The organism is Enterobacter quasihormaechei, assembly GCF_004331385.1.
GTDB classification, from domain to species: Bacteria; Pseudomonadota; Gammaproteobacteria; order Enterobacterales; family Enterobacteriaceae; genus Enterobacter; species Enterobacter quasihormaechei.
The window spans coordinates 43,408-66,572 of the sequence record NZ_SJON01000009.1 but is presented as its reverse complement, the minus strand read 5'-3'; the positions used below and the strand labels follow the sequence as shown (position 1 = coordinate 66,572).

Annotated in this window: 21 protein-coding genes and 1 pseudogene; 6 read left to right on the top strand and 16 right to left on the bottom strand. The window is 57.4% G+C overall.

Features of this window, described 5'->3' with window-relative positions; translation table 11 throughout:
* Window positions 1-3: 3 nt before the first annotated feature.
* The 6 genes from urtD to E0L16_RS13220 form a co-directional block, all read right to left on the bottom strand.
* On the bottom strand, window positions 4-801 hold the full coding sequence (gene urtD / locus E0L16_RS13245) for an urea ABC transporter ATP-binding protein UrtD (protein ID WP_064910555.1): 798 nt from the start codon (window positions 799-801) through the stop codon (window positions 4-6).
* Window positions 801-1,874 (bottom strand): urea ABC transporter permease subunit UrtC, encoded by a 1,074-nt coding sequence (gene urtC, locus E0L16_RS13240; protein ID WP_107535347.1) that lies wholly within the window; start codon window positions 1,872-1,874, stop codon window positions 801-803. The genes urtD and urtC overlap by 1 nt, the downstream gene beginning before the upstream one ends.
* Window positions 1,874-3,448, bottom strand: a complete 1,575-nt coding sequence (gene urtB / locus E0L16_RS13235; protein WP_131637112.1) for an urea ABC transporter permease subunit UrtB — start codon at window positions 3,446-3,448, stop codon at window positions 1,874-1,876. Before urtB ends, urtC begins: the two co-directional genes overlap by 1 nt.
* A 23-nt stretch (window positions 3,449-3,471) precedes the next feature.
* Window positions 3,472-4,743, bottom strand: a complete 1,272-nt coding sequence (gene urtA, locus E0L16_RS13230) for an urea ABC transporter substrate-binding protein (RefSeq protein WP_063451344.1) — start codon at window positions 4,741-4,743, stop codon at window positions 3,472-3,474.
* Window positions 4,744-4,942: 199 nt separating this feature from the next.
* The gene (locus E0L16_RS13225; RefSeq protein ID WP_131637111.1) at window positions 4,943-6,046 is read right to left on the bottom strand and encodes a cobalamin-independent methionine synthase II family protein; all 1,104 of its coding nucleotides are present in this window, start codon (window positions 6,044-6,046) and stop codon (window positions 4,943-4,945) included.
* Between the two features lie 150 nt (window positions 6,047-6,196).
* On the bottom strand, window positions 6,197-6,613 hold the full coding sequence (locus tag E0L16_RS13220) for a rhodanese-like domain-containing protein (protein ID WP_131637110.1): 417 nt from the start codon (window positions 6,611-6,613) through the stop codon (window positions 6,197-6,199).
* A 73-nt stretch (window positions 6,614-6,686) separates the two neighbouring features.
* Here E0L16_RS13220 and ftrA point away from each other — a divergent pair, with 73 nt between their 5' ends.
* A complete protein-coding gene (gene ftrA, locus E0L16_RS13215) occupies window positions 6,687-7,685 on the top strand; it encodes a transcriptional regulator FtrA (RefSeq protein ID WP_131637109.1) in 999 nt (332 codons plus the stop codon).
* Between the two features lie 147 nt (window positions 7,686-7,832).
* Here ftrA and E0L16_RS13210 read toward each other — a convergent pair whose 3' ends face one another.
* On the bottom strand, window positions 7,833-8,195 hold the full coding sequence (locus tag E0L16_RS13210) for a hypothetical protein (protein WP_015570547.1): 363 nt from the start codon (window positions 8,193-8,195) through the stop codon (window positions 7,833-7,835).
* A 243-nt stretch (window positions 8,196-8,438) separates the two neighbouring features.
* On the opposite strand from E0L16_RS13210, the gene E0L16_RS13205 reads away from it, so the two are divergent.
* Window positions 8,439-8,672: a DUF2554 family protein gene (locus E0L16_RS13205; RefSeq protein ID WP_131637108.1), complete on the top strand. Its 234-nt coding sequence runs from the start codon at window positions 8,439-8,441 to the stop codon at window positions 8,670-8,672.
* Here E0L16_RS13205 and E0L16_RS13200 read toward each other — a convergent pair.
* On the bottom strand, window positions 8,669-10,633 hold the full coding sequence (locus E0L16_RS13200) for a peptidase U32 family protein (protein WP_131637107.1): 1,965 nt from the start codon (window positions 10,631-10,633) through the stop codon (window positions 8,669-8,671). The two genes, E0L16_RS13205 and E0L16_RS13200, sit on opposite strands and share 4 nt — an antisense overlap.
* A gap of 80 nt (window positions 10,634-10,713) precedes the next feature.
* Window positions 10,714-11,241, bottom strand: coding sequence for a helix-turn-helix domain-containing protein (locus E0L16_RS13195; protein WP_063866735.1), 528 nt, complete (start codon window positions 11,239-11,241; stop codon window positions 10,714-10,716).
* 91 nt (window positions 11,242-11,332) lie between these two features.
* On the opposite strand from E0L16_RS13195, the gene E0L16_RS13190 reads away from it, so the two are divergent.
* The gene (locus E0L16_RS13190) at window positions 11,333-12,499 is read left to right on the top strand and encodes a benzoate/H(+) symporter BenE family transporter (RefSeq protein WP_131637106.1); all 1,167 of its coding nucleotides are present in this window, start codon (window positions 11,333-11,335) and stop codon (window positions 12,497-12,499) included.
* Here E0L16_RS13190 and E0L16_RS13185 read toward each other — a convergent pair.
* Window positions 12,479-13,351 (bottom strand): helix-turn-helix domain-containing protein, encoded by an 873-nt coding sequence (locus E0L16_RS13185; protein ID WP_107535337.1) that lies wholly within the window; start codon window positions 13,349-13,351, stop codon window positions 12,479-12,481. The genes E0L16_RS13190 and E0L16_RS13185 overlap by 21 nt on opposite strands.
* 174 nt (window positions 13,352-13,525) lie before the next feature.
* Here E0L16_RS13185 and E0L16_RS13180 point away from each other — a divergent pair, with 174 nt between their 5' ends.
* Window positions 13,526-14,422 (top strand): DMT family transporter, encoded by an 897-nt coding sequence (locus tag E0L16_RS13180; RefSeq protein ID WP_112792302.1) that lies wholly within the window; start codon window positions 13,526-13,528, stop codon window positions 14,420-14,422.
* Between the two features lie 33 nt (window positions 14,423-14,455).
* On the opposite strand, the gene E0L16_RS13175 is transcribed toward E0L16_RS13180, so the two are convergent.
* Window positions 14,456-15,130, bottom strand: coding sequence for a DUF3313 domain-containing protein (locus E0L16_RS13175; protein ID WP_131637105.1), 675 nt, complete (start codon window positions 15,128-15,130; stop codon window positions 14,456-14,458).
* 135 nt (window positions 15,131-15,265) lie between these two features.
* A pseudogene (locus tag E0L16_RS13170) lies at window positions 15,266-16,860 on the bottom strand (ABC transporter substrate-binding protein).
* 111 nt (window positions 16,861-16,971) lie between these two features.
* On the opposite strand from E0L16_RS13170, the gene pepT reads away from it, so the two are divergent.
* Window positions 16,972-18,201, top strand: a complete 1,230-nt coding sequence (gene pepT / locus E0L16_RS13165; protein ID WP_131637104.1) for a peptidase T — start codon at window positions 16,972-16,974, stop codon at window positions 18,199-18,201.
* Here pepT and tehB read toward each other — a convergent pair.
* Window positions 18,198-18,791: a tellurite resistance methyltransferase TehB gene (gene tehB, locus E0L16_RS13160; protein ID WP_063866742.1), complete on the bottom strand. Its 594-nt coding sequence runs from the start codon at window positions 18,789-18,791 to the stop codon at window positions 18,198-18,200. The two genes, pepT and tehB, sit on opposite strands and share 4 nt — an antisense overlap.
* Window positions 18,788-19,786 carry a dicarboxylate transporter/tellurite-resistance protein TehA gene (tehA, locus tag E0L16_RS13155; RefSeq protein ID WP_131637103.1) on the bottom strand — a complete coding sequence of 333 codons (999 nt, stop codon included), beginning with the start codon at window positions 19,784-19,786 and terminating at the stop codon, window positions 18,788-18,790. Before tehA ends, tehB begins: the two co-directional genes overlap by 4 nt.
* Before the next feature lie 121 nt (window positions 19,787-19,907).
* Here tehA and ydcK point away from each other — a divergent pair, with 121 nt between their 5' ends.
* Entirely contained in the window at window positions 19,908-20,888 is a 981-nt protein-coding gene (gene ydcK, locus E0L16_RS13150) for a YdcK family protein (protein WP_131637102.1), read from the top strand.
* On the opposite strand, the gene rimL is transcribed toward ydcK, so the two are convergent.
* Complete coding sequence (rimL, locus tag E0L16_RS13145; protein ID WP_131637101.1) at window positions 20,883-21,422, bottom strand: 50S ribosomal protein L7/L12-serine acetyltransferase; 540 nt, start codon at window positions 21,420-21,422, stop codon at window positions 20,883-20,885. The two genes, ydcK and rimL, sit on opposite strands and share 6 nt — an antisense overlap.
* 59 nt (window positions 21,423-21,481) lie before the next feature.
* Complete coding sequence (locus tag E0L16_RS13140; RefSeq protein ID WP_131637100.1) at window positions 21,482-23,137, bottom strand: glucan biosynthesis protein D; 1,656 nt, start codon at window positions 23,135-23,137, stop codon at window positions 21,482-21,484.
* Window positions 23,138-23,165 lie beyond the last annotated feature (28 nt).

Here is a 23,165-nt window from a genome sequence, read left to right as displayed (position 1 = left end):
TCCTTAGCGTCCCAGATAGACGTCAATCACCTGTTCATTGGCCTGTACCTCGCGAAGCGAGCCTTCTGCCAGCACGCGCCCCTGATGCAGCACCGTGACGTGGTCGGCGATGGTCTCGACGAAGCCCATGTCGTGCTCAACCACCATCAGCGAATGTTTACCTGCCAGGGTGCGGAACAGTTCGGCGGTGTATTCCGTCTCGGCGTCGGTCATGCCGGCGGCGGGTTCGTCCAGCAGCAGCAGATGCGGGTCCTGCACGAGTAGCATGCCAATCTCCAGAAACTGCTTCTGCCCGTGGGAAAGCAGCCCGGCGCGGCGATCGCGCTCGCTGCCAAGCCGCAGCAATAACAGCATTTCGTCAATGCGGTCGCGCTGTTCGCCGCTGAGCGTGGCCCGCAGGCTCGCCCAGACGGACCTGTCGGCCTTCATGGCGATTTCGAGGTTTTCCCATACGGTCAGCGCTTCAAACACCGTCGGCTTCTGGAACTTACGCCCAATCCCCTGCCGGGCAATGGCAGCCGGTTCAAGGGTTGTCAGATCGATGGACTGATCGTAAATGGCTTTACCACTTTTTGGCCGGGTTTTGCCGGTGATCACGTCCATCAGCGTGGTTTTGCCCGCACCGTTAGGCCCAATGATGCAGCGCAGCTCCCCGACGCCGATATTCAGCGAGAGATCGGTCAACGCTTTAAAGCCGTCGAAGCTGACGTTAATGGCCTCAAGCTGCAATACCGGATCGGTCTGCTCGCGGTAACGATCGCCCGGCAGCTGGCGGGTAAAGAGTCCTTCAGAGGGCTGCATTATTTCTCTCCCTTACGCAACAGACCGAACACGCCACGCGGTAAAAACAGCGTGACGGCAATGAAAATCAGCCCCAGAAACAGCTGCCAGTACTCCGGCATCGCCACGGTGAAAAAGCTCTTCGCACCGTTGACCAGCGCCGCGCCAATCACCGGGCCCACCAGCGTGCCGCGGCCCCCCAGTGCGACCCAGATGGCCGCTTCAATGGAGTTGGTTGGCGACATCTCGCCCGGGTTGATAATGCCCACCTGCGGAACGTACAGCGCCCCCGCCAGGCCGCACAGCACGGCAGAGAGCGTCCAGACCAGCAGCTTGAAGCCGCGCGGATCGTAGCCGCAAAACGTCAGGCGGTTTTCCGCATCGCGTACCGCCGTCAAAATGCGGCCAAACTTACTCTTCGCCAGCGCGTAGCCTGTGCCCAGAGCCAGAAGCAGCAGCATTACGGTCGCGATAAACAGCGCGATCCGCGTCGTGGTCGCCGTGACGGAAAACCCGAGCAGCGTGGTAAAGCCGGTAAAGCCGTTATTGCCGCCGAAGCCGGTTTCATTGCGAAAGAAAAGCAGCATCCCCGCATAGGTCAGCGCCTGGGTCATAATGGAGAAATAGACCCCTTTGATCTTCGAGCGGAAAGCAAACCAGCCGAAGACCAGCGCCAGCAGGCCGGGGATCGTCACGATTAAAACCAGCGCCCAGGCGAAATGCTGCGTCCCCCACCAGAACCACGGCAGTTCGCTCCACGACAGAAACGACATAAACGCGGGCAGGCCGTCGCCAGCCGCCTGGCGCATCAGGTACATGCCCATCGCATACCCGCCCAGGGCGAAGAATATGCCGTGCCCAAGCGAGAGCATGCCTGCATAGCCCCACACCAGATCGAGGGCCACGGCGACAACCGCGTAGCAGAGGATTTTGCCGACGAGCGTCAGCATCCACGTGGAAACAGCCAGCGGATGCGTGGAAGGCAACAGCGCGAGAAAAGGCAGCACCAGCAGCGCCGCAATCAGCAGGCTGCCGACAATCTGCGTGGTACGCGGTGCGCTGCGCGCCAGTGTTAAGGTCATTGGCTGGCTCATCAGTCTGTCACCCTCCCTTTCAATGCGAATAACCCCTGTGGACGCTTCTGGATAAAGAGAATAATCGCCACCAGAATCAGGATCTTGCCCAGTACCGCGCCCATCTGCGGTTCAAGAATTTTATTGAAGATGCCAAGTCCAAAGGCCGCCGCCACGCTACCGGCCAGCTGACCGACGCCGCCCAGCACCACCACCAGGAACGAATCGATGATGTACCCCTGACCCAGCTCCGGCCCCACGTTCCCCAACTGGGACAATGCCACGCCGCCCAGCCCGGCGATGCCGGACCCGAGGCCAAACGCCAGCATATCAACCCGTCCGGTCGGCACGCCGCAGCAGGCCGCCATGCTGCGGTTTTGCGTCACCGCCCGCACGTTAAGACCCAGACGCGTTTTGTTCAGAATCAGCCAGGTGAAAAACAGCACCAGCAGCACAAAGCCGAGCACCACAATGCGGTTCCACGGTAGCGTCAGGTTGGCGAAAACCTGCACGCCGCCGGACAGCCAGGCCGGGTTCGCGACCTCAAGGTTCTGTGCGCCAAAGGTCATGCGCACCAGCTGGATGAGCATCAGGCTGATCCCCCAGGTGGCGAGCAGCGTTTCCAGCGGGCGGCCATACAGATGGCGGATCACCGTGCGCTCCAGCACCATGCCGATACCAGCCGTCAGGCAAAACGCCACCGGCAGCGCTATCACCGGATAGAGCGCCAGCCACTGAGGCATCCACTGCGCCATCATCTGCTGCACCATCCAGGTGGCATACGCCCCGAGCATCAGCATCTCGCCGTGCGCCATGTTGATCACGCCCAGCAGACCATAGGTGATAGCCAGCCCGAGGGCGGCCAGCAGCAGCACCGATCCCAACGACAGGCCCATAAAGGCCTGCCCCAGCAGTTCGCCCCACATCAGACGGTGCTGGATACGGTCCAGGCTTTCGGTAGCTGCGGCACGTACGCGTGCATCCGGTTCGGTTTGCGCCTGGGTGAGCGGTGCCAGCGTGGCCTGCACGTCCGGATCGTCAGACTGTCCCAGCAGCTCAACCGCCTTCAGCCGTATTTCAGCCTGTGGGCTCGTCAGCTGAAGGTTTGCCAGCGCCAGCATCAGCGACTGCCGGGTGACATCGTCCGTTTCGCGACTGGCTCGCTGTTGCAGGAAGCCGAGCATCTCCGGCTGGGCATCACGCTGAAGCTGCCGCGCGGCATGACGCCTTTCCGTGACACTGTCACTGACAAGCTGATGGGTCGCCAACGCCGTGAGGGTCAATACGCGCAGCCGGTTGGTGAGGCGCACGGCTTTGGTTGCCCCTTCGGCGGTTTTTGATGCCCCCAGTGCAACCATGCCGCCGTCGATGCGGGTAAAAGCATGCTTCTGGCTGTCGGTATAAAGATTCTCGGTTTGCAGCGCCTTAAGCAGCGGCAAACGTGCAGGTTCCGGCGCGGCCGCCCACCGGGTCAGCATAGCGGTCTGCTGGCTCCGGGTGGCGGCAACGAAATCATCGGCATCCGATGCCTGCGCCATCCCTGGCAGCAGTCCGGTAAGCCACACAATCGCAATAATGATGCGCATGGCGTTCATGACGTCTCTCCCTGGGTGTTGGCTTAGTTGCTGGCGGTTTTCATCGGCTGGTCAGGCTTTTTGTCGTTCCCGGCGATAAACGGGCTCCACGGCTGAGCGCGTACCGGCTGTTCGGTCTGCCAGACGACGTTGAACTGGCCGTTACCTTCGATTTCGCCAATCATGACGGGCTTATGCAGGTGGTGGTTGGTGGCATCCATGGTCAGCGTAAAGCCGGACGGCGCGCTGAAGGACTGGCCCGCCATTGCCGCGCGCACTTTATCCACGTCGGTCGTACCGGCTTTCTCAACCGCCTGCGCCCACATATGGAGGCCAACGTAGGTCGCTTCCATCGGATCGTTGGTGACCACGGTGTCGGCATTCGGCAGCTTGTGCGCTTTCGCGTAGGCTTTGTAGGCCGCGACGAAGGTCTGGTTGGTCGGGTTATCAACGGATTCAAAGTAGTTCCACGCCGCCAGGTTACCCACCAGCGGTTTGGTATCAATACCGCGCAGCTCCTCCTCGCCAACCGAGAACGCCACCACCGGCACGTCAGTGGCTTTCAGCCCCTGGTTCGCCAGCTCTTTGTAGAAAGGCACGTTGGAATCACCGTTAATGGTGGAGACCACCGCCGTTTTGCCGCCCGCGGAGAATTTCTTGATGTTGGCAACGATGGTCTGGTAATCGCTGTGACCAAACGGGGTGTAGACCTCTTCAATATCTTTATCTTCCACGCCCTTCGAGTGCAGGAAGGCACGCAGGATCTTGTTAGTCGTGCGCGGGTAAACGTAGTCCGTACCCAGCAGGAAGAAGCGCTTCGCGCTGCCGCCGTCTTCGCTCATCAGGTACTCCACCGCAGGGATCGCCTGCTGATTGGGTGCCGCGCCGGTATAGAAGACGTTAGGCGACATCTCTTCACCTTCGTACTGCACCGGATAGAACAGCAAACCGTTCAGCTCTTCAAAGACCGGCAGAACCGATTTACGCGAAACCGACGTCCAGCAGCCAAACACCACGGCGACCTTATCCTGACTCAGAAGCTGGCGAGCCTTTTCGGCAAACAGCGGCCAGTTGGATGCCGGATCGACCACCACCGGTTCCAGCTTTTTCCCCAGCACGCCGCCTTTGGCGTTGATTTCATCGATGGTCATCAGGGCGACATCTTTCAGGGGTGTTTCTGAGATGGCCATCGTGCCGGACAGAGAGTGCATAATCCCAACTTTGATGGTGTCTGCGGCCTGGACGCCAAAGCTCATGCCCATGGCGACGACGGATGCGGACAAGGCGAACGCTTTAATAAGGGTACGACGGTGCATATTTTCACTCCTGAAAAAGAAAGCTGTGCGAAGACGTCCGTTACCGCCTGGACGCAGAAAAGTAACGTCAGTTTCAGGAGAGCAAAAAGAGTGCCAGGTTGCAGAGGCTAGATTTTAAAGGGATGCGAGAGAAGGATGACGGGAAACGACTCAGAATGGTACAGCGCTGCACTGTATTAATGCAGCGCTGTGGAGGGTGTTACCAGACGTCGCTGGCGATTTGCGTCACCAGGCGAACTTTATCCCACTGCTGGGCTTCGCTCAGGCTGTTACCCTCTTCCGTGGAGGCAAATCCGCACTGCGGGCTGAGGCAAATCTGCTCTTTCGCGACGTACTGCGCAGCTTCTTCCAGACGCGCTTTCACCCCTTCAGGGTTCTCCAGTTCGCCGTGCTTGGTGGTAATGAGCCCCAGAACCACCTGCTGTTTGCCCGGGCGCACAAAACGCAGTGGCGCGAAGTCGCCGCTACGATCGTTGTCGTACTCCAGGAAGAATGCGTCGACGTTAACCGTGCCGAACAGCACCTCTGCCACCGGCTCATAGCCGCCCTCTGAAATCCACGTTGAGCGGAAATTGCCGCGGCAGACGTGCAGCCCGACGGTCAGGTCGTCCGGCTTGCCTTCCAGCGCTTTGTTCAGCACGTTGGCATAGATGCGGGCCAGTTCGTCGGCGTCATCCCCCCGCTCCCGGATCTGGCGGCGCTGATCTTCCGAACAGAGATAGGCCCATACGGTGTCGTCCAGTTGCAGATAGCGGCAGCCCGCGTCGTAGAATGCCCGAATGGCGTCGCGCCAGGTGGTCGCCAGATCGTCAAAGTAGTCGTTCAGGTCTGGATAGACCGTGGCATCAATATCCTTGCGGCCACCGCGGAAATGCAGCACGCTCGGGCTCGGAATGGTCATTTTCGGCTGCGCGTTGCCGCTGATGCTTTTAAGGTAGCGGAAGTCTTCCAGCATAGGATGATCGCCGAAGCCCAGCTTGCCCGTGACGCGCACGCCGTGGGCTTTGGTCTGCACCCCGTTGAACTGAATGCCCTGCTGAGCGTCATAACGCTCCACGCCCTGAAGCCCGTCAAAGAAGTCGAAGTGCCACCAGGCGCGGCGGAACTCACCGTCCGTCACCACGTGCAGGCCGCAGGCGCACTGCTGCTCAACAACGCGGCGAATGGCCTCGTCCTCGACCGCGCGAAGCTGCCCGGCATCGATCTCACCGCTGGCAAATTGCAGGCGCGCCTGTTTAATGGAATCCGGGCGTAAAAAGCTGCCGACTACATCGGCGCGGAACGGGGCGTGGTGTCGCTGCATGGAAATCTCCTTTGTCTGTCGGCGTTAATTGCCCACAGTGATAATTCATCTCTTGAATCTTTAGACTTCTGGATGTCTAAACGTCCTTAAAAGATGTCACACCCCCTGCCTCACGACAAACGAGAAAATTTCATCGGTGTTGAAAAAAATTCATGTTCCAGAACCGGATGATGACGATCCTGCAAACGCGAACTGCTCATCCTCCCAGCCGGTCATGCCCCCGAGCATAATCTTGACCGGCAGACCCAGACGCGCCAGCTTCAGCGCCGCCCTGTCCGCGCCGTTGCAGTGCGGGCCTGCACAATAGACGACAAATAGCGTGCCCGCCGGCCACGCGTTCATCCGCTCTGCGGTAATCTGGCTCCAGGGTAAATGCTGCGCGCCGGGCAGATGACGCCGGGCAAAATGCTCGGGCTTCCCGACCACGTGCAGCAGAGCGAAGTCCTGCTCACCGCTGGATATAGCGTGTTGCACATCGGCGCAGTCCGTCTCTACGCTTAAGCGTCGCAGAAAATGCCCCACGGCTTCCTGCGGCTCGGAAGCCGGAAATTCAGTAACATAGCTCATGAATCTTCCTCATTTGTGGTGTTTGTGTTAACACTACTCTATCCCTTAATACAGCCCATGAATGCCTCCGCCTATGCCAGAAAACAGCAAAAAGATGACAAACTTAAGACACACTCCTCCGCGCGCGGTCGTGCTGGCGTATGACGGTTTGTGCACCTTTGAGTTTGGCGTGGCGGTAGAAGTCTTTGGCTTGCCGCGCCCGGAGATGGGCGACGACTGGTATCGGTTCGCCGTGGCGAGCGTGGATGAAGGCGAACTCCGGGCAACGGGCGGGATACGCATTCTGGCCGATGGCGATCTGCACCTGCTGGAGACGGCGGATCTGGTAGTCGTACCCGGCTGGCGAGGGCTGGACGAACCCGTACCCGAGGCGCTCTGTCAGGCGTTACGCGCGGCGCACGCCCGCGGCTGTCAGTTGCTCTCAATCTGTTCTGGCGTTTTTGTGCTGGCAGCCACGGGCCTGCTCAACGGACGGAAGGCAACCACCCACTGGCGTTACACGCACGCGCTGAAATCACGTTTTCCCGCCGTCACCGTGGTTGAGGATGTGCTGTATCAGGACGAGGGGGATATTCTTACTTCCGCCGGCAGCGCGGCGGGGATCGATCTGTGCCTGCACGTGGTGCGCCGGGATTACGGTATGGAGGCGGCAAACCGCGTGGCGCGTCGGCTGGTGATCCCGCCCCACAGAGATGGCTCGCAAACCCAGCAGCTAAGCCGGCCGGTGGCTCAACTGCGGGAAAGTCAGCGCCTGGGTCAGCTGTTTGATTATCTTCATCAGCATCTTGCCGTGCCACATACCGTCGGGTCGCTGGCCCTGCGGGTTGGCATGAGTCAGCGTACCTTTCTGCGCCGTTTCCAGGACGCGACCGGAACCACGCCCGCGCGCTGGTTATTGACGGCGAGATTGCAGCGGGCGAAGGATTATCTCGAAAATAGCCGACTCAGCATCGACAATATTGCAGAACAAACCGGTTTTGGACTCAGCGCCACGCTGCGCCACCATTTCCGCCAGCAATATGCCCTTTCCCCGACGCAATATCGAAAGCAGTTTTTGCAGCCGACCCGATAAAAAGGCAAAAAAAACCGCCATATTCTGGCGGTAAATGCTTGCATGGATAGATTTGTATTTTGGTATCTACGCTCCGGTATTCCATACCGGGATGTGGATCACCTGCAATCTACCACCGTGAGCCTCAACGAAGCATAAACGAATCGATTAACCCGCTTTGGTATTAATTTGCAGATAACGCATCAGCCCCTGCTCGGCGCTCTGGCGGGCATCATCATTAATCGCTTCGAGATAAAACGCGCGAGAGACTCCGTACGGTGCCTGCTCGGATGGGTAAACGGCAAACTGAAAGGTTTTCCCCCTCGCCTTGTTGGTGCAGCCCAGCTCCCAGCGATCTTCACTTACCTGGGTGCTATTACATTCGACGCGGCCGTAATCACTGGTTAAATACGATCCGACGCGGCTTTTCGCTGACTGAATATATTCTGGTTCTTCGTTTGAATAGATGCTGGCAGCAGCACCCACAGCAACCACTACGCCCAGAAGTGATAGCACGATTATTTTTTTCATTTATTAGATCCAATCCTTAGCCAGAAAAATCTTATTGTAAATGATTTCCCCATAAATCTAGCTGCTCTTTTCATACCAGAAATGGGAGTTTACAAAGACAAGAATGCTTTTAAGAATAGTCTCAGATGCGCTGTATTGCGATCACAAATTTTGACAGTCTGTTTTCTCAAATTTGAACAGTCAAATAATTACTCTATGAAATTATCCCTACGATAACCCTGGCGTATTTTCGGGGGATGAAGGATGTTCAGAAAAGGATTGTCACTACTGCTGCTGATAAGCGCCCTGTTCTCAGGGCAGATTATGGCGGAGCACAAAGGACATGTATTTTTGTATGTGAAAAACGCCGACCATCAGCTTCGTCATGAAGCTGACAGCGACGCGTTACGCAGCGAGGCAGAGGAATCTGCGGAGGGGTTGCGCGAGCGCCATGCCTGGCAGAAATCGCGCAAACCCGATACCCACTTTCCGGGTTAGCTGCCTTTACGCTTCGGCAGGGTTTTCATCAAGTCGTCAGGGCTGACGGAGGCCACAATGCTGCCAGGCGACGGCATTTTGAAGATGTGATTCTTCATCTTACCGATAACGTGCATTTCACACGGACGGCAGTCGAATTTCAGCGTCAACACTTCGTCGCCATTCACCAGCTGCATCGGCGTTGCTTTCCAGCTTTTGATATTGCCTTTCGCCTGCTTCGGGCAGAGGTTAAAGGCAAACCGCAGGCAGTGTTTGGTGATCATCACCGGCACGTCGCCCTTCTCTTCATGCGCTTCATACGCGGCGTCAATCAGCTGTACGCCGTGACGATGATAAAACGCACGCGCTTTGTGGTTATAAACGTTCGCCAGGAAGGAGAGATGCGTGTCCGGATAAACCGGCGCAGGCACCGCTTCGGCCTTACGGCTGCCGCGCGGATAGTTTGCCAGGCGCGCGTCATCCAGCATCTCAGCCGTTTCACGACGGAACTGATTCAGCAGGCTGTTCGGCACGAACAGCGCATCCGGCAGATTCACCTCAATATTACGCGCGTAATAAATGGTCTGACCCAGCTTCGCCACGCCGTCCTTCAGGCTGTTCAGCGCTTTCTCTGCGTTGTTCGCTACCTCGAACATACCGTCGAGTGTATGCGTCACGCTGATACCGTCTTCACAGGTCATGGTCAGGATCAGCTGCTCTTCCCAGCCCCCCAGCGCGATATCCACCGCAATGCGGCGCTCGCTGGAGGTCTTGAGCAACGCCTGCTGCCAGTTGTGGTCCAGGTTACGGTTCAGCGCCGCGTTGGGACGGGCTTTGTAGAGATCGGCAGGCATTTCGTTCGGCCAGACGCGATAGCGGTTTTCGCCGGTTTTCTCCACGGTGTTGGCGCGGAAACCGACCACTTCACGTTTAATCATCACGTTGAGACCGTCGCCGTTTGCCAGCGGCTCTGTAACCTGAACGTCGAGATGGTCCTTCGCCACCTTCAGCACTTCACCCACCGGCAGGCCGATAAACTTTGGTGAGTCAAACGCGCCGATGTCCCCTTTGCGCGCATTCACAAAGTAATCCGTGCTGCCGCGGTGGAAGGTTTTGTCCGTAGACGGAATAAAGAAATGCTCCGTACGTCCGGCAGAGACGCGGGCCAGATCACCGCGATCGTCGATGATGGCATCCAGCATCTGACGATAATGGGCGGTGATATTTTTCACGTAGCTCATGTCCTTGTAGCGCCCTTCAATTTTGAAGGAGCGCACGCCGGCGTCGATCAGCGCGCCGAGGTTCGCCGTCTGATCGTTATCTTTCATCGACAGCAGGTGTTTTTCGAATGCCACCACGCGGCCCTGATCGTCTTTCAGGGTATACGGCAGACGGCAGGCCTGAGAGCAGTCGCCCCGGTTAGCGCTGCGCCCCGTCTGGGCGTGAGAGATATTACACTGCCCGGAATACGCCACGCACAGCGCACCGTGGATAAAGAATTCAATAGTGGCGTCGGTCGCCTGGTGAATATCGCGGATCTGGTTCAGGTTCAGCTCGCGCGCCAGAACAATCTGTGTGAACCCAACGTCCGAAAGGAACTTTGCCTTCTCAACGGTGCGGATATCGCACTGGGTGCTGGCGTGCAGCTCAATCGGCGGGATATCCAGTTCCAGCACGCCCATATCCTGAACGATCAGCGCGTCAACGCCGGTCTGGTAGAGATCGGTAATCAGACGCTGCGCGGGCTCGAGCTCATCATCATGAAGAATGGTGTTCAGGGTCACGAACACCTTCGCCCCGAAACGGTGGGCGAACGGCACCAGGTCGGCAATATCGCGCAGGCTATTGCTGGCGTTATGACGGGCACCGAAGCCTGGGCCGCCAATGTAGACGGCATCCGCACCGTGAAGAATGGCTTCACGAGCAATGGCGGCGTCGCGGGCCGGGCTGAGCAGTTCAAGATGATGGGAGTGCAGGCGCATACTTCGTCGTTATCCGTTATGGTCAAAATGGCGGCTATTGTAGTCAGAAGTCTGTGTCAGTGAAACCGTTTTGCGACGCTTTAGCGGGGATAATGGATCAGAGAGTGAAAATGGACCGTCCGGGCGCTGCTGTTGCGGTACGCGTGCGGTTTGTCGCCGGCAAAACGCACCCCAGAATCAGCATAAATAGTCCGCCAGATGCCGTCGATCTGCATCTCCAGTTCACCGCTTATCACCACCACGTGTTCAATCACCCCGGCTTCGTGCGGGGTGGACTCGCTCAACGCGCCGGGCGACAGCGTGATGGAGAAATGGTCAAACCTGAGCTGGTCGTCCCAGGGGAAAAGCGGCTTCACCACCATCGCCTGCTGCTGCGGATCAAATACCGCCTGCGGGTCGCTCTCTGGGGTAATAAACGCCGAAAAAGGCACGTTCAGCCCGGTGGCGATTTTCCACAGGGTGGAGACCGTCGGGCTGGACTCGTTGCGTTCGATTTGCCCAAGCATCGCTTTCGACACGCCCGTCTCTTCGGCCAGCTTCGACAGGCTCCAGCCCCGCGCCTGACGCAGCGCTTTCAGTGTAGTGGCAAGGTGTTGCGTAATATCCATGGTTCCTCCCGTTGTGCGAAGCATACCACTTGTACGCTATAGCGCACAGTGATACCTTACGCCGGACGTTATAACGCACAACGGAGTTCCCATGCGATCGACTGCCCCTCTCTTTCCTGCCGTACTGGCCGGTTTTGTTGCCGTCCTGGTGGGCTATGCCAGCTCTGCCGCCATTATCTGGCAGGCCGCCGCGGCGGCAGGCGCAACCCCACAGCAAATCGGCGGATGGATGACCGCGCTGGGCCTCGGGATGGGGATCAGCACGCTTGCGTTATCGTGGTGGTACAAGGCGCCGGTGCTGACCGCCTGGTCAACGCCCGGCGCGGCGCTGCTCGCCACCAGCCTGCATGGCGTCACGCTGGCGGAAACCATCGGGGTATTTATGTTTGCAAATGCGCTGATCCTGCTGTGCGGCGTGACCGGCCTGTTTGCCCGGCTGATGAAGCTGATCCCGCACTCGCTTGCCGCCGCTATGCTCGCGGGCGTGCTGTTACAGTTCGGCCTGAAGGCATTCAGCAACCTTGAGGGGCACCTTTTTCTTTGCGGCAGTATGCTGGCCGCCTGGCTGGTGGCCAAAGCCGTGGCTCCCCGTTACGCCATTGTCGTCACGCTGCTGGTGGGCATTCTCGCGGCCTGGGCCGGAAGTGACGTTGTCACGGATAAAATGACGTTATCGGTTATCATGCCTGAATTTATTGCCCCTGCGTTCACGTTCACCAGCCTGATAAGCATCGGCTTGCCCTTCTTTCTGGTGACCATGGCGTCGCAGAATGCGCCCGGCTTCGCCACCATGCAGGCTTCGGGCTATCCGCTGGCGGTCTCACCGCTTATCGTTGCGACCGGCGGGCTGGCGCTGGTGTTATCCCCCTTCGGCGTCTATTCCATCTGCATCGCCGCTATCACCGCCGCCATTTGCCAGAGCCCCGACGCCCACCCGGATGCCGCTAAACGCTGGCTGGCCGCGGCGGCGGCAGGCGGGTTTTATCTGCTGGCGGGGGTTTTCGGCGGCTCGATTTCCGGGCTGATGGCCGCCCTGCCGCTGAGCGGGATCCAGACGCTGGCCGGTCTGGCACTTCTCGGTACGATTAGCGGCAGTCTGTATCAGGCGCTGAATCATGAAGCGGAGCGCGACGCGGCGATCGTCACCTTCCTGATGACCGCCAGCGGCGTCACGATCCTGGGGATTGGCTCCGCCTTCTGGGGGCTGGTGCTGGGTGGGTTATGTTACGCGGTCTTTTCACGCCTTCGTCGCGCGTAACTGGGACGGCGTCATCCCCGTCATGCTGCGAAAACGGTTACTGAAATGGCTGGCGGAGTTGAATCCGCAGGCCAGCGCGATGTCGGTGAGCGGCGTGGTGGTGTGCTGCACCAGCGCTTTGGCCTTCTCCATGCGGCGCTGCATGACGTACTGATGCGGCGCCAGCCCCATCGACTGGCGGAACATTCTGGCGAAGTGATACTCGCTGAGTGCGGCCTGACCCGCCAGCTCCGCCAGCGTTAAGGGTTGCGCCAGATTTTCTTCGATAAAGGCCACTACGTTACGCAGCACAAACGGCGATAACCCGCCGGTGACCACCGGTAACTTCCACTGTACGCTGGAATAATGCTGGACTAAATGCGTCAGCAGTAAGGTCGACGCGGTGCTCAGGGTGAGCTGATTGGCGTTTTGCTGCCAGTCGCAGCCCAGCAAAAACTGACGATAGAGGGCGGTGATTTTCGGATCGCTGCCAAAGATTTTTTCATCCAGCGTCAGTGATAGCGGACGTTTATCCCAGATTTTCTCCCCCACGTCCCGCAGATGTTCATCGGTGCAGTAAAGGTGGACGAACGACAGGTCGTCACGAATATCCCACGTGGATTCGCTCTCTTCGGGCATCAGGCAAAAACGATCCGGCCCGCCGCCATTTTTCCAGCCACCGGGGGTTTTTTGATAGCTTTCATAGCCATCCGCCACGTACAGGCTGAGCGTATGGTGGTTGCTTTTTACGGTGATCGTATCGTGCTTGTTGTACCACGCCGCCAGTTGAATGCCAGAATTGAGCGCGACGGTTTCCCGCAGCACCGCATTTTGTTGGCGTAACGTTTCAAAGGTGTCGTAAACGAGAGACATGGCCGTAAACAGGTGATTAATCAGACTGTCAGTCTATGAAGTGTTGCAGCCTGTTACCAGCGTTCGCGTGAGAAAAAAGCGCAAGAATGTGCAAGTCCGGCGCAAGCCGATGAAAGCCGCCCGCCCGCGCTTTCGTCACACTGGTGTTTTTCGCGGTATGAGAAGAGAGAAACCATGAACGCATTACTCTATGGGCTGGTCGTTGTTATCTGGGGTACGACCTGGATCGCTATTTTTCTGCAACAGGGGCCGGTTCCCGCCCCGGTTTCCATTTTCTGGCGCTTTGCCGTGGCCAGCGCCACGATGATGATTGTCCTCCTCGCCCTTCGCCGCCTGCGCAGGCTGGCGCTGCGGGATCACCTCTACTGCCTGCTTCAGGGCTGCTGCGTATTCTGCTTTAACTTCTGGTGCTTTTACACCGCCGCCGCCCATATCAATACCGGCCTTGAGTCGGTGATCTTCTCGATGGCCGTGCTGTATAACGCCATCAACAGCTTTATCTTCTTCGGCCAGCGCCCGCCCGCACGCTTCTGGACGGCGGCAGCGCTGGGGCTTATCGGGATCATCACCCTGTTCTGGAACGATCTGCTCGCCAGCGGCTGGAGCGCGTCGTTGCTCACCGGTATTGGGCTTTCCGCCCTCGGCACCTACGGCTTCTCGCTGGGGAATATGATCAGCATGCGTCATCAGCGCAACGGGCTGGAAACGATGACCACCAATGCCTGGGCGATGCTGTATGGCACCGTCGTGATGGGCCTTATCGCCCTCTTCAGGGGTGATAGCTTTATGCCGGAATGGACGGTGAGCTATATGGGGGCGCTGCTGTATCTTGCGCTGTTTGGCTCGGTGATTGCCTTCGGGGCTTACTTTACCCTGGTGGGCCGCATTGGTCCCGGTAAAGCCGCGTACAGCACCCTGCTGTTCCCGCTGGTGGCCCTATCAATTTCAACAATCTACGAGGGCTACGTGTGGCATCTCAACGGGATCGCAGGCCTGCTGCTGATTCTGGGGGGAAATATGGTGATGTTTACCAAACCGGAGACCTGGTTCCGACGCCTGCGGACAGCATAAAAAAACGGCCTGCGAAAGTGCAGGCCGTGTTGATTATTTTGCAGTCTGATGAACATCAAACATGGAGGCATCTGTCGCCATGTCATCCACAACCTGTTTCAGCGTGGCGAAGCCTATCGGCGTATTTTCATTTGCCAGCTCTTCACCTTCACCTTTACGAACAACTTTAATTACCGGCTTGTTGGTGGCCGCATCGATCAGCTCGCCTTCAAAGAACAGATGCGTATCCATGGTGCGATGGCCAGTTGCCATCTGCGTTCCCGCAACCAGCAGCGCGACAGGAACCACTTCATAGAACTGCAAACCTTCTTTGTCCGAGCTCACACCGGTGATGGCGCCACGGAAAATCAGGCTATGTTTGCCTGGCGTCGTGACAATCGGCTTACGCTGGCCAATCGCGGTTTTCAGTTTGGTATTGGTATAACTCAACACCTCATCAAGCGTTTTTTGCCCAAGCTGAGTGGTCGGTTTTGGCGCCGGATAATAGGTAATCGGCGTCCAGATAATGCTGTCGTAATTCGCCTCATTGTAGGAAGGATCAACCCAACGCAGGGTTGGCTTCCCGGTTGCAGATGTCATCTCCTGCAAGCCTGAGTAATCTTTTAAAAAGCCCGAATACTGCTCGGGGGCTGCGACTTTTGACGCGCAGCCTGAAAGGGCCAACAGGCCAGAAAGCACTGCAACTTTAAAAAAAGTCTGAGTACGCATGATGGTATTCCATGTTATCTGCAAGTATGCACTTGAAGTTATAACAAAAAAGGAGGGAACGTGGTGTTGCAAAAAATGACGAAGACAGCACAAATAGCGAAAATAGTGCCCGGCTGAAACCGGGCAGTATAACTATTACTCTTTCAGATCCACTTGCCAGAACAGGTGCTTGCCGAAGGGATCGATTTCATAGCCCGTGACCTCTTTACGGACCGGCTCAAAATGGTCGAGTGGGCAATCATCACCGCCGGCATTTGATCGTGCATCATCTGCTGCGCCTGCTTGTACAGCGCCACGCGTTTTTCGCGATCGGTTATCGATTTAGCTTCGGCAATCAGGTTATCAAAGGGCTTATAACACCATTTTGCCGAGTTCGACCCGCCGTTGGCGGACGTACAGGTAAACAGCGGCCCGAAGAAGTTATCCGGATCGCCTGTCGCCGTTGTCCAGCCCATCAGCGCGGCCTGATGTTCCCCTCCTTTCACGCGCTTCAGGTATTCGCCCCATTCATAGGTCACGATCTTGGTCTGTACGCCTACTTTCGCCCAGTCCGCCTGGATCATTTCAGCCATCCGTTTCGCGTTCGGGTTATAGGGCCGCTGCACCGGCATGGCCCACAGTTCGATGCTGACGCCGTTGGCAAATCCCGCAGCCTTTAGCAGCGCCTTCGCTTTTTCAGGATCGTAATCGTAGTCTTTCAGCGCGCTGTCGGCACTCCAGACGCCAGGCGGCAGCAGGTTTTTCGCCGCCGTGCCGGTTCCGTGGAACACCGCGTCAATGATGGCGGGTTTGTTGATTGCCATCGCCAGCGCCTGGCGCACCTTCAGGTTATCCAGCGGCGGCTTTTGCGTGTTAAACGCCAGGAAACCGGTATTCAGGCCGGCCTTGCTCATCAGATTGATGTCTTTGCTGGCCTTCATGCGCGGCAGATCCGCCGGATTCGGAAACGGCATCACCTGGCACTCGTTCTTCTCAACTTTGGCAAAACGCACCGAGGCGTCCGGCGTGATGGTGAACACCAGACGATCCAGCTTCGATTTCCCCTGCCAGTATTGCGGGAAGGCGGTAAAGAGGATGCGGGAATCCTTCTGGTACTGCGCCAGCTTAAACGGACCGGTGCCAATCGGCTGCATATCGACCTTTTCTGGCGTGCCCGCTTTCAGCATGGCATCGGCATATTCCGCCGACAGGATGGAGGCAAAATACCATGCCAGGTCAGCCACAAACGGCGCTTCCGGGTGCGCCAGGGTGAAGCGCACGGTGTGCTCGTCAACCTTGTCGATGGCCGTTATCAGGCTGCCAAACTCCAGGCTTTCAAAGTTGGAATAGCTGCCGTTTGAAACGTTATGGTACGGATGATTCACATCCTTCTGGCGCATAAACGAGAAAATCACGTCATCCGCGTTGAAGTCGCGCGTCGGCGTAAACAGCTTATTACTGTGGAATTTCACCCCTTTGCGCAGGTGGAAGGTGTAGATCTTGCCATCCTCGCTCACCTCCCAGCTTTCGGCCAGGCTCGGCACCAGCTCGGTGGTGCCGGGCGTGAAATCGACCAGACGGTTATAAACCGGTACGGCGCTGGCATCCACGCTGGTTCCCGAGGTGTATAGCTGAGGATTGAAGTTTTCCGGCGATCCTTCAGAGCAATACACCAGCGTTTTTGCCGCGACGGTGGAACTGACCGTCAGCGCAGCCAGCGCCAGCGTTATCGTTGTGAATGTGCTTTTCATCATTATTTCCTGTCTTTTTAATTCGACGGCTAATTACTTCTTTTGCCGTTCCATAAATAACATTAAAGTGATGGCGCAAACACATGAAAAATAAATACAGAAGGAAACACTATGGGCTCTGAACTCTCCAGGCAATTTACCCGTCGCTTTTTTCGTTATCTCGCCATTACCAGCCAGAGCGATCCAAAAGTGAAAACGTTGCCCTCCACGCCGGGCCAGCACGACATGGCGCGGGAACTGGCGAACGAGCTGGAAAAGCTGGGGTTGGACGACATTGTGATAGATGAATTCGCTACCGTTACCGCCGTGAAAAAAGGCAATGTCGCGGGTGCGCCGCGCATTGGTTTTATTACTCATATCGACACGGTGGACGTCGGTTTATCTCCGGATATTCATCCGCAAATATTAACGTTTAGGGGTGAAGATCTCTGCCTGAATAAAGAGAAAGGGATCTGGCTGCGCGTCAAAGAGCACCCGGAAATTCTGGCTTACCCTAATGAAGAGATTATTTTCAGCGACGGAACCAGCGTATTAGGCGCAGATAATAAAGCGGCCGTCACCGTGGTTATGACGGTACTGGAAAACCTGACGATCGAGCATAAGCATGGCGATATTGTGGTGGCGTTTGTGCCTGACGAGGAGATTGGCCTGTGCGGTGCGAAAGCGCTGGATTTGAAGCGCTTCGACGTCGATTTTGCCTGGACCATCGACTGCTGCGAACTGGGGGAAATTGTTTATGAGAACTTCAACGCGGCAGCGGCTGACATTCGCTTTACCGGCGTAACGGCCCACCCGATGTCCGCCAAAGGGGTGCTGGTCAACCCGCTCCTGATGGCCACGGACTTCATCAGCCAGTTTGATCGCCAGCAAACTCCGGAATGCACCGAAGGGCGCGAGGGCTACATCTGGTTTAACGGCATCCAGGCCGGACAAAACGAAGCGGTGCTGAAAGCCAACATCCGTGATTTCGACAAAGAGGGTTTTGCCGCCCGCAAGCAGCAAATTACCGATGTGGCGGCACAAATAGCCGCGCAGCACCCTACGGCAAATGTGGACGTCCGCATTGAGGACACCTACAGCAATATCAGTAACGCGATTGGTGAAGATCGCCGCGCCATCGACCTGATGTTCGAGGCAATGGAATCGCTCGGTATCGCGCCCAAGCCAACGCCGATGCGCGGCGGCACGGACGGCGCAGCGCTGTCAGCCAAAGGCTTGCTCACCCCGAACTTCTTCACCGGCGCCCATAACTTCCATTCAAAGTTTGAGTTTTTACCGCTGTCGTCGTTCGAGGCGTCCTACCGCACCGCCCTGCAACTCTGTCTGCTGGCCGCGCGTTAAGCGGGCTTGCGTGCAAGCAGGGTGGCGAAGCGCAGCTTGATACGGTTCCCGTTGGCATCGGTACGGTGGAGTTCCCCCACCTCTTCGTTGTACTTGAGCAGCTCCCAGCCTTGGTAATAATTGCTCAGCTCACCGGTTTTGAACGCAAACGGGAAGCCAACGGTACACGGATAATCCTCGGTATCCATCGCCGCAACGATCAGGTTATAGCCGCCCGGCCTGGTGCAGCGCTGCATATTGGCGATAAGACCAGGGATGGTTTTCGCCTCAAGGAACATCAGTACGACGGTAGAAAGAATAAAGTCATATTCGCCGTCAAAGGTCAGGCTGTTCAGATCCTGAATCGCCGTGTGCAGATTCGTAATCCCTTCCGCCGCCTTAATGCGCTCGATGTTATCGATGCTCATCGGGTTTTTATCCCACGCCGTCACGTCATAGCCGTTGGCCGCCAGGTAAAGGCTGTTACGGCCATTTCCGCAACCGAGATCGAGCGTTTTACCCGGCTTAACAATATTCGCGCTATGTAGCACCTCTGAGTGCGTACGGGTCAGACCATATTTCTCGGTAAAGTAGTTTTCATCGACAGTCATTGTTTTTCCTCAGATTGCATAAGCAGTGCCTTATCAGCGCGCACCAGAAGTTTGCCCTGCATCAGCAAGATAAAAGTACGGACCAGCAGCATCGCGATGATGACGTTGGTGAAAATAAACAGTGGAACAGCAAGGGCGTGAAAGAACCCTGACGGGCTACTTTGCCCAAGATGCAAACCGGTGGTTGCCAGCGCCGAGACCCCGAATGAGAAGCTCCAGAACGACGCGTTGAACGGCTGCGACAGATACCACGGCATCAGACGCAGCATAAACAGCAGCTGCAACAGGCCATAGCCAAACAGCATTTTGGCAAAGGTGTCCGCTTCGCCACCGTTGACGCTAAGCCAGGCGCTACAGGCCACCAGGGCTGGCGCAAGCTGGATCCCAAGCGAGGTACGAAGCGCTGCGGGCAGTTCGCCGGCGCTGCGCAGGCGCTGCAAAATGACCGGCTCCAGGCTCAGCCAGGAAAAGACGCCGGCGCCAAGAAACACCAGTCCGGCATCGTGGAAACCCAGCGCGCCGCAGGCCATCGCGCTAATAAAATTGTTCGCCACCGTCGGCAGATAGAGGCCCGGCGTTGTCGCCTCTCCCGGGTGCTTACCGCGCCACAGCCCGGCGCTTTGCCAGGCGGCATACGCAAGCTGGATCACCACGCCCACACTAAATAACACCAGCGACATCGGGCGGTACCACGGCACGAAGCCGATGGCCACCAGCATCGTTGTGGCGGGAAACAGGCTGACAAAACTGCTCATTACCGGATGTCGCATCTCTGCCAGCACGCTGCGTGGAAACCGTACCGCACGGGTGAGAAACGCTACGCTCAAAAAGAACCAGATCGTCACCGCCAGCGCCACCAGGATCTCTCCCGGCCAGCGCGTAACCGGCCATACAGTGCTGGCATAACGCCAGGCGAACCCCATGCCAATGGTACCCAATACCATGCCAAAGTACCCGGCGGGCAAGTTAAGAACGCGTTGGTTTTCATTATGCATTTTTTTTAAACTTTAAAATGTATTTGAAATGCCATTTTAAGGGGTTTCCCGTGTGGACGCCAGCACTTCGACAAGCCAAAAGTTTGCTACGTTTAGTGAAAGGCTTTTCAGGGATCAGACGATGACAAAATATCGGCTTAGCAATGAAACCCGTCTGTGGCGCTGGCAGGACGGGACCACGCCGTGCACAACGTCCCTCAGACAGATTGTTGCCGTGGACGATTTTAACGATGTTGCCCGCGGGACAAAAGGCGGTTGGGTTGAGGATGAGAACGCCCTCGCACAGGACGGGGATTGCTGGATTTACGATGAAAACAGCGTGGTCTTTGCCGGTGCCCGGGTATCCGGTAATGCCCGCCTTACCCAGCCCTGCATCGTAAGCCACCGCGCACACGTTAGCGGCAACAGCTGGCTGGACGCCGCCGAGGTGAGTCACGGTGCGATAATAAGTGACAACGTCACTATTCAGCACTCTACGGTGCGCGGGGAATGCCGCATCGCAGGTGATGCGCGGGTGCTGCATAACAGCATAGTGATCGCAGCCAAAGGGCTTACGCCCGACCGCGAGCAGATCCTGCAAATCTACGACAGCGCAACGGTCAGCCAGTCGCGTATTGTGCATCAGGCGCAAATTTACGGCGATGCCATGGTGACCTGGGCCTTTGTAGAGCACCGCGCGGAGGTGTTCGATCGCGCCATTATTGAGGGCAACGCGCTTAATAACGTCTGGGTGTGCGACTGCGCCAAAGTGTACGGCAATGCCCGCCTGCTGGCCGGTTCAGAGGACGATGCAATCCCGACGTTGCGGTACAGCTCACAGGTCGCGGAAAACGCCCTCGTCGAAGGCAACTGCGTTATTAAACATCACGTGCTGATAGGCGGCGAGGCGTGGTTGCGCGGCGGGCCGATCCTGATTGACGACCACGTCGTGATTCAGGGCCGGGCGCGTATCAGTGGCGATGTTCTGATTGAGCATCAGGTGGAAATTTCAGACGATGCAGTTATTGAGGCGCTTGAGGGTGAAAGCATTCACGTCCGGGGATCTAAAGTGATCAACGGCGACACGCGGATCACCCGAACGCCGCTGCTGGGGGCACTATAGCGGGAAAAGCCTGGCGTAAAGATTCACGTCATCGTAGCGGCCATTGAGCTTTTCCGCTTCCCGCAGGCATCCTTCCAGCGCAAAACCGTTGCGCTGAGCCACACGGTTACTGTTCTGGTTATCTACGCGACATTTAATGACAAAGCGGCGGATCTCGTCGCGCTCAACGTAATAGCGCATAAACGCCTGGAGCGCCTGAGAGAGAATGCCCTGCCCCTGATGCGCTTCGTCGAGCCAGTAGCCAATGTACCCGGCCTTGTTCGCAGGCTCGATAGCGTTAAAGGAGAGCACGCCCACCAGCGCGTCGTTCATGAAAATCAGGAACATTTTGGCGTAACCGCGCTCGTGCAGCATCTGGTTGCTCTGCACGTTGCGTCGCGTGTCCTCTTCGCTGCCGACATGCTGCGCCCAGTCGAAGGCGGTTTGCAGCCAGGTTTTGTTTTTAATCACGAGGTTATGCAGATCGGCGGTATAACGTTCTTCGACGGCTCGAAGCTCAATATCCTGGTTAACGGGGATAATTTCTGAAGACATAGTGCCTCTTATTAATTGCCGGGTGGCGCTAACGCTTACCCGGCACAATCCCAAAATGACTAGCGCATAATCCGGTCGTCAACGTAGTTACGTTTGTCCGGCGCTGGCGGGAAGTACTGATACAGCCAGGTCTCGCTGATGGCGTCGCCCTGACAGCGCAGGAACAGGCGCATATCGACCGGCTCGGTAGAGTCAGAGGTTGGATACCAGTCAAACAAGATGCGATACCCGTCGAACGGCTCGACGTAGAGGATCTCCACCTGCTTCGCTTCACCGCTGGACAGCGTGATCACCGGCTCAATGCCCTTCGGTGCGGCGGCCTTCAAATCGCCCCCGACGAAGTCAATGGCAAAGCGACGGGCCCACACTTTCGGGTAATTTTCGCCCGGCGCCCAGCCCTCCGGGAAACCGCCCATACCGGTACGGGTCGCGTAGACGTTTGCCAGCGGCGAACGCACCGGTGGCTGCGCGCTCCAGTAAAGACGGTATTTGAAGTCCAGTTCGTCGCCCGCCTGCACCGGCTTCTCCGGCTGCCAGAAGCAGACCACGTTATCGAGCGTCTCGCCGGTTGTCGGGATCTCCATCAGGGCAATGGAGCCTTTGCCCCAGTTATTGCGCGGCTCGACCCACAGGCTTGGTCGCTTGTTATACCAGCCCATGACGTCCTGATAATGCGAGAAGTCACGGTCAAGCTGCAACAAACCAAAGCCTTTCGGGTTCTTATCCTGAAATGCGTTAAATTGCAGCTTTTGCGGGTTGTTCAGCGGTCGGCAGATCCACTCCCCGTTGCCGCGCCACATCGCCAGACGGTCTGAGTCGTGGATCTGCGGATGAATGGTGTCGCACATGCGGCGCTCGTTGTTGCCGCAGCTAAACATGCTGGTCATCGGCGCGATGCCGAGCTGCTTGATCTCTTTGCGCGCGTAGAGGTGGTTTTCGACGTCCATGATCACCTGGCTCTTCTCACAATGGATCACGAACTTATAGGCACCGGTAATGCTCGGGCTGTCCAGCAGCGCGTAGACGGTAAAGGTGGTATCACCCGGCTTAACGGTTTCAAACCAGAAAGAGGTGAAGTCCGGGAATTCTTCCGGGGTGTCGGTAAAGGTATCCACCGCCAGGCCACGCGCGGAAAGGCCGTACTGGTAGGTATCATCCACCGCGCGGAAGTAGCTCGCGCCCAGGAACGAAACGATATCGCGTCGCGCCAGCTCCGGCGCTTTAAATACGCGGAATCCGGCAAACCCGAGGTCGCTCTGCCCTTCCAGCTGGCGGGTATCCACGCCCGTATCGCCGTAGCTGAACAGTTCAGGTCGGAAGTGGATTTCGCGCGCCTGAGAGGTGGTTTGATCCAGCGAGAACATGCGCACGCGGCGGCGGAACCCCATCCCCATATGGAAGAACTGGGCGTCCAGCTGACGACCTTCAATGTTATTCCACAGCGACTGCTTCTCATCGTAACGAATGGCGTTGTACGCCTGCGGCGTCATGGTGGCCAGCGTTTCCGGCAGCGGACGCGGCGCGCCGCCCCACGGGGTTTTCGCCAGATCGTGCGCCATGGATTGCAGAACGGAGAAGTCAAAGCGGCGGCTCTGACCGTCGGCAATATCGGAATCAGCAGCATACGCCGCCTGGGAAAACAGAGAAGCAAGGCCAGAAGTGCCGCTCAGGGCAGCCATTGCCAGGGAACCTTTGAGAAAACGTCTGCGATTCATGCCTGAGAAAACGTCCTTATGGTCGTGT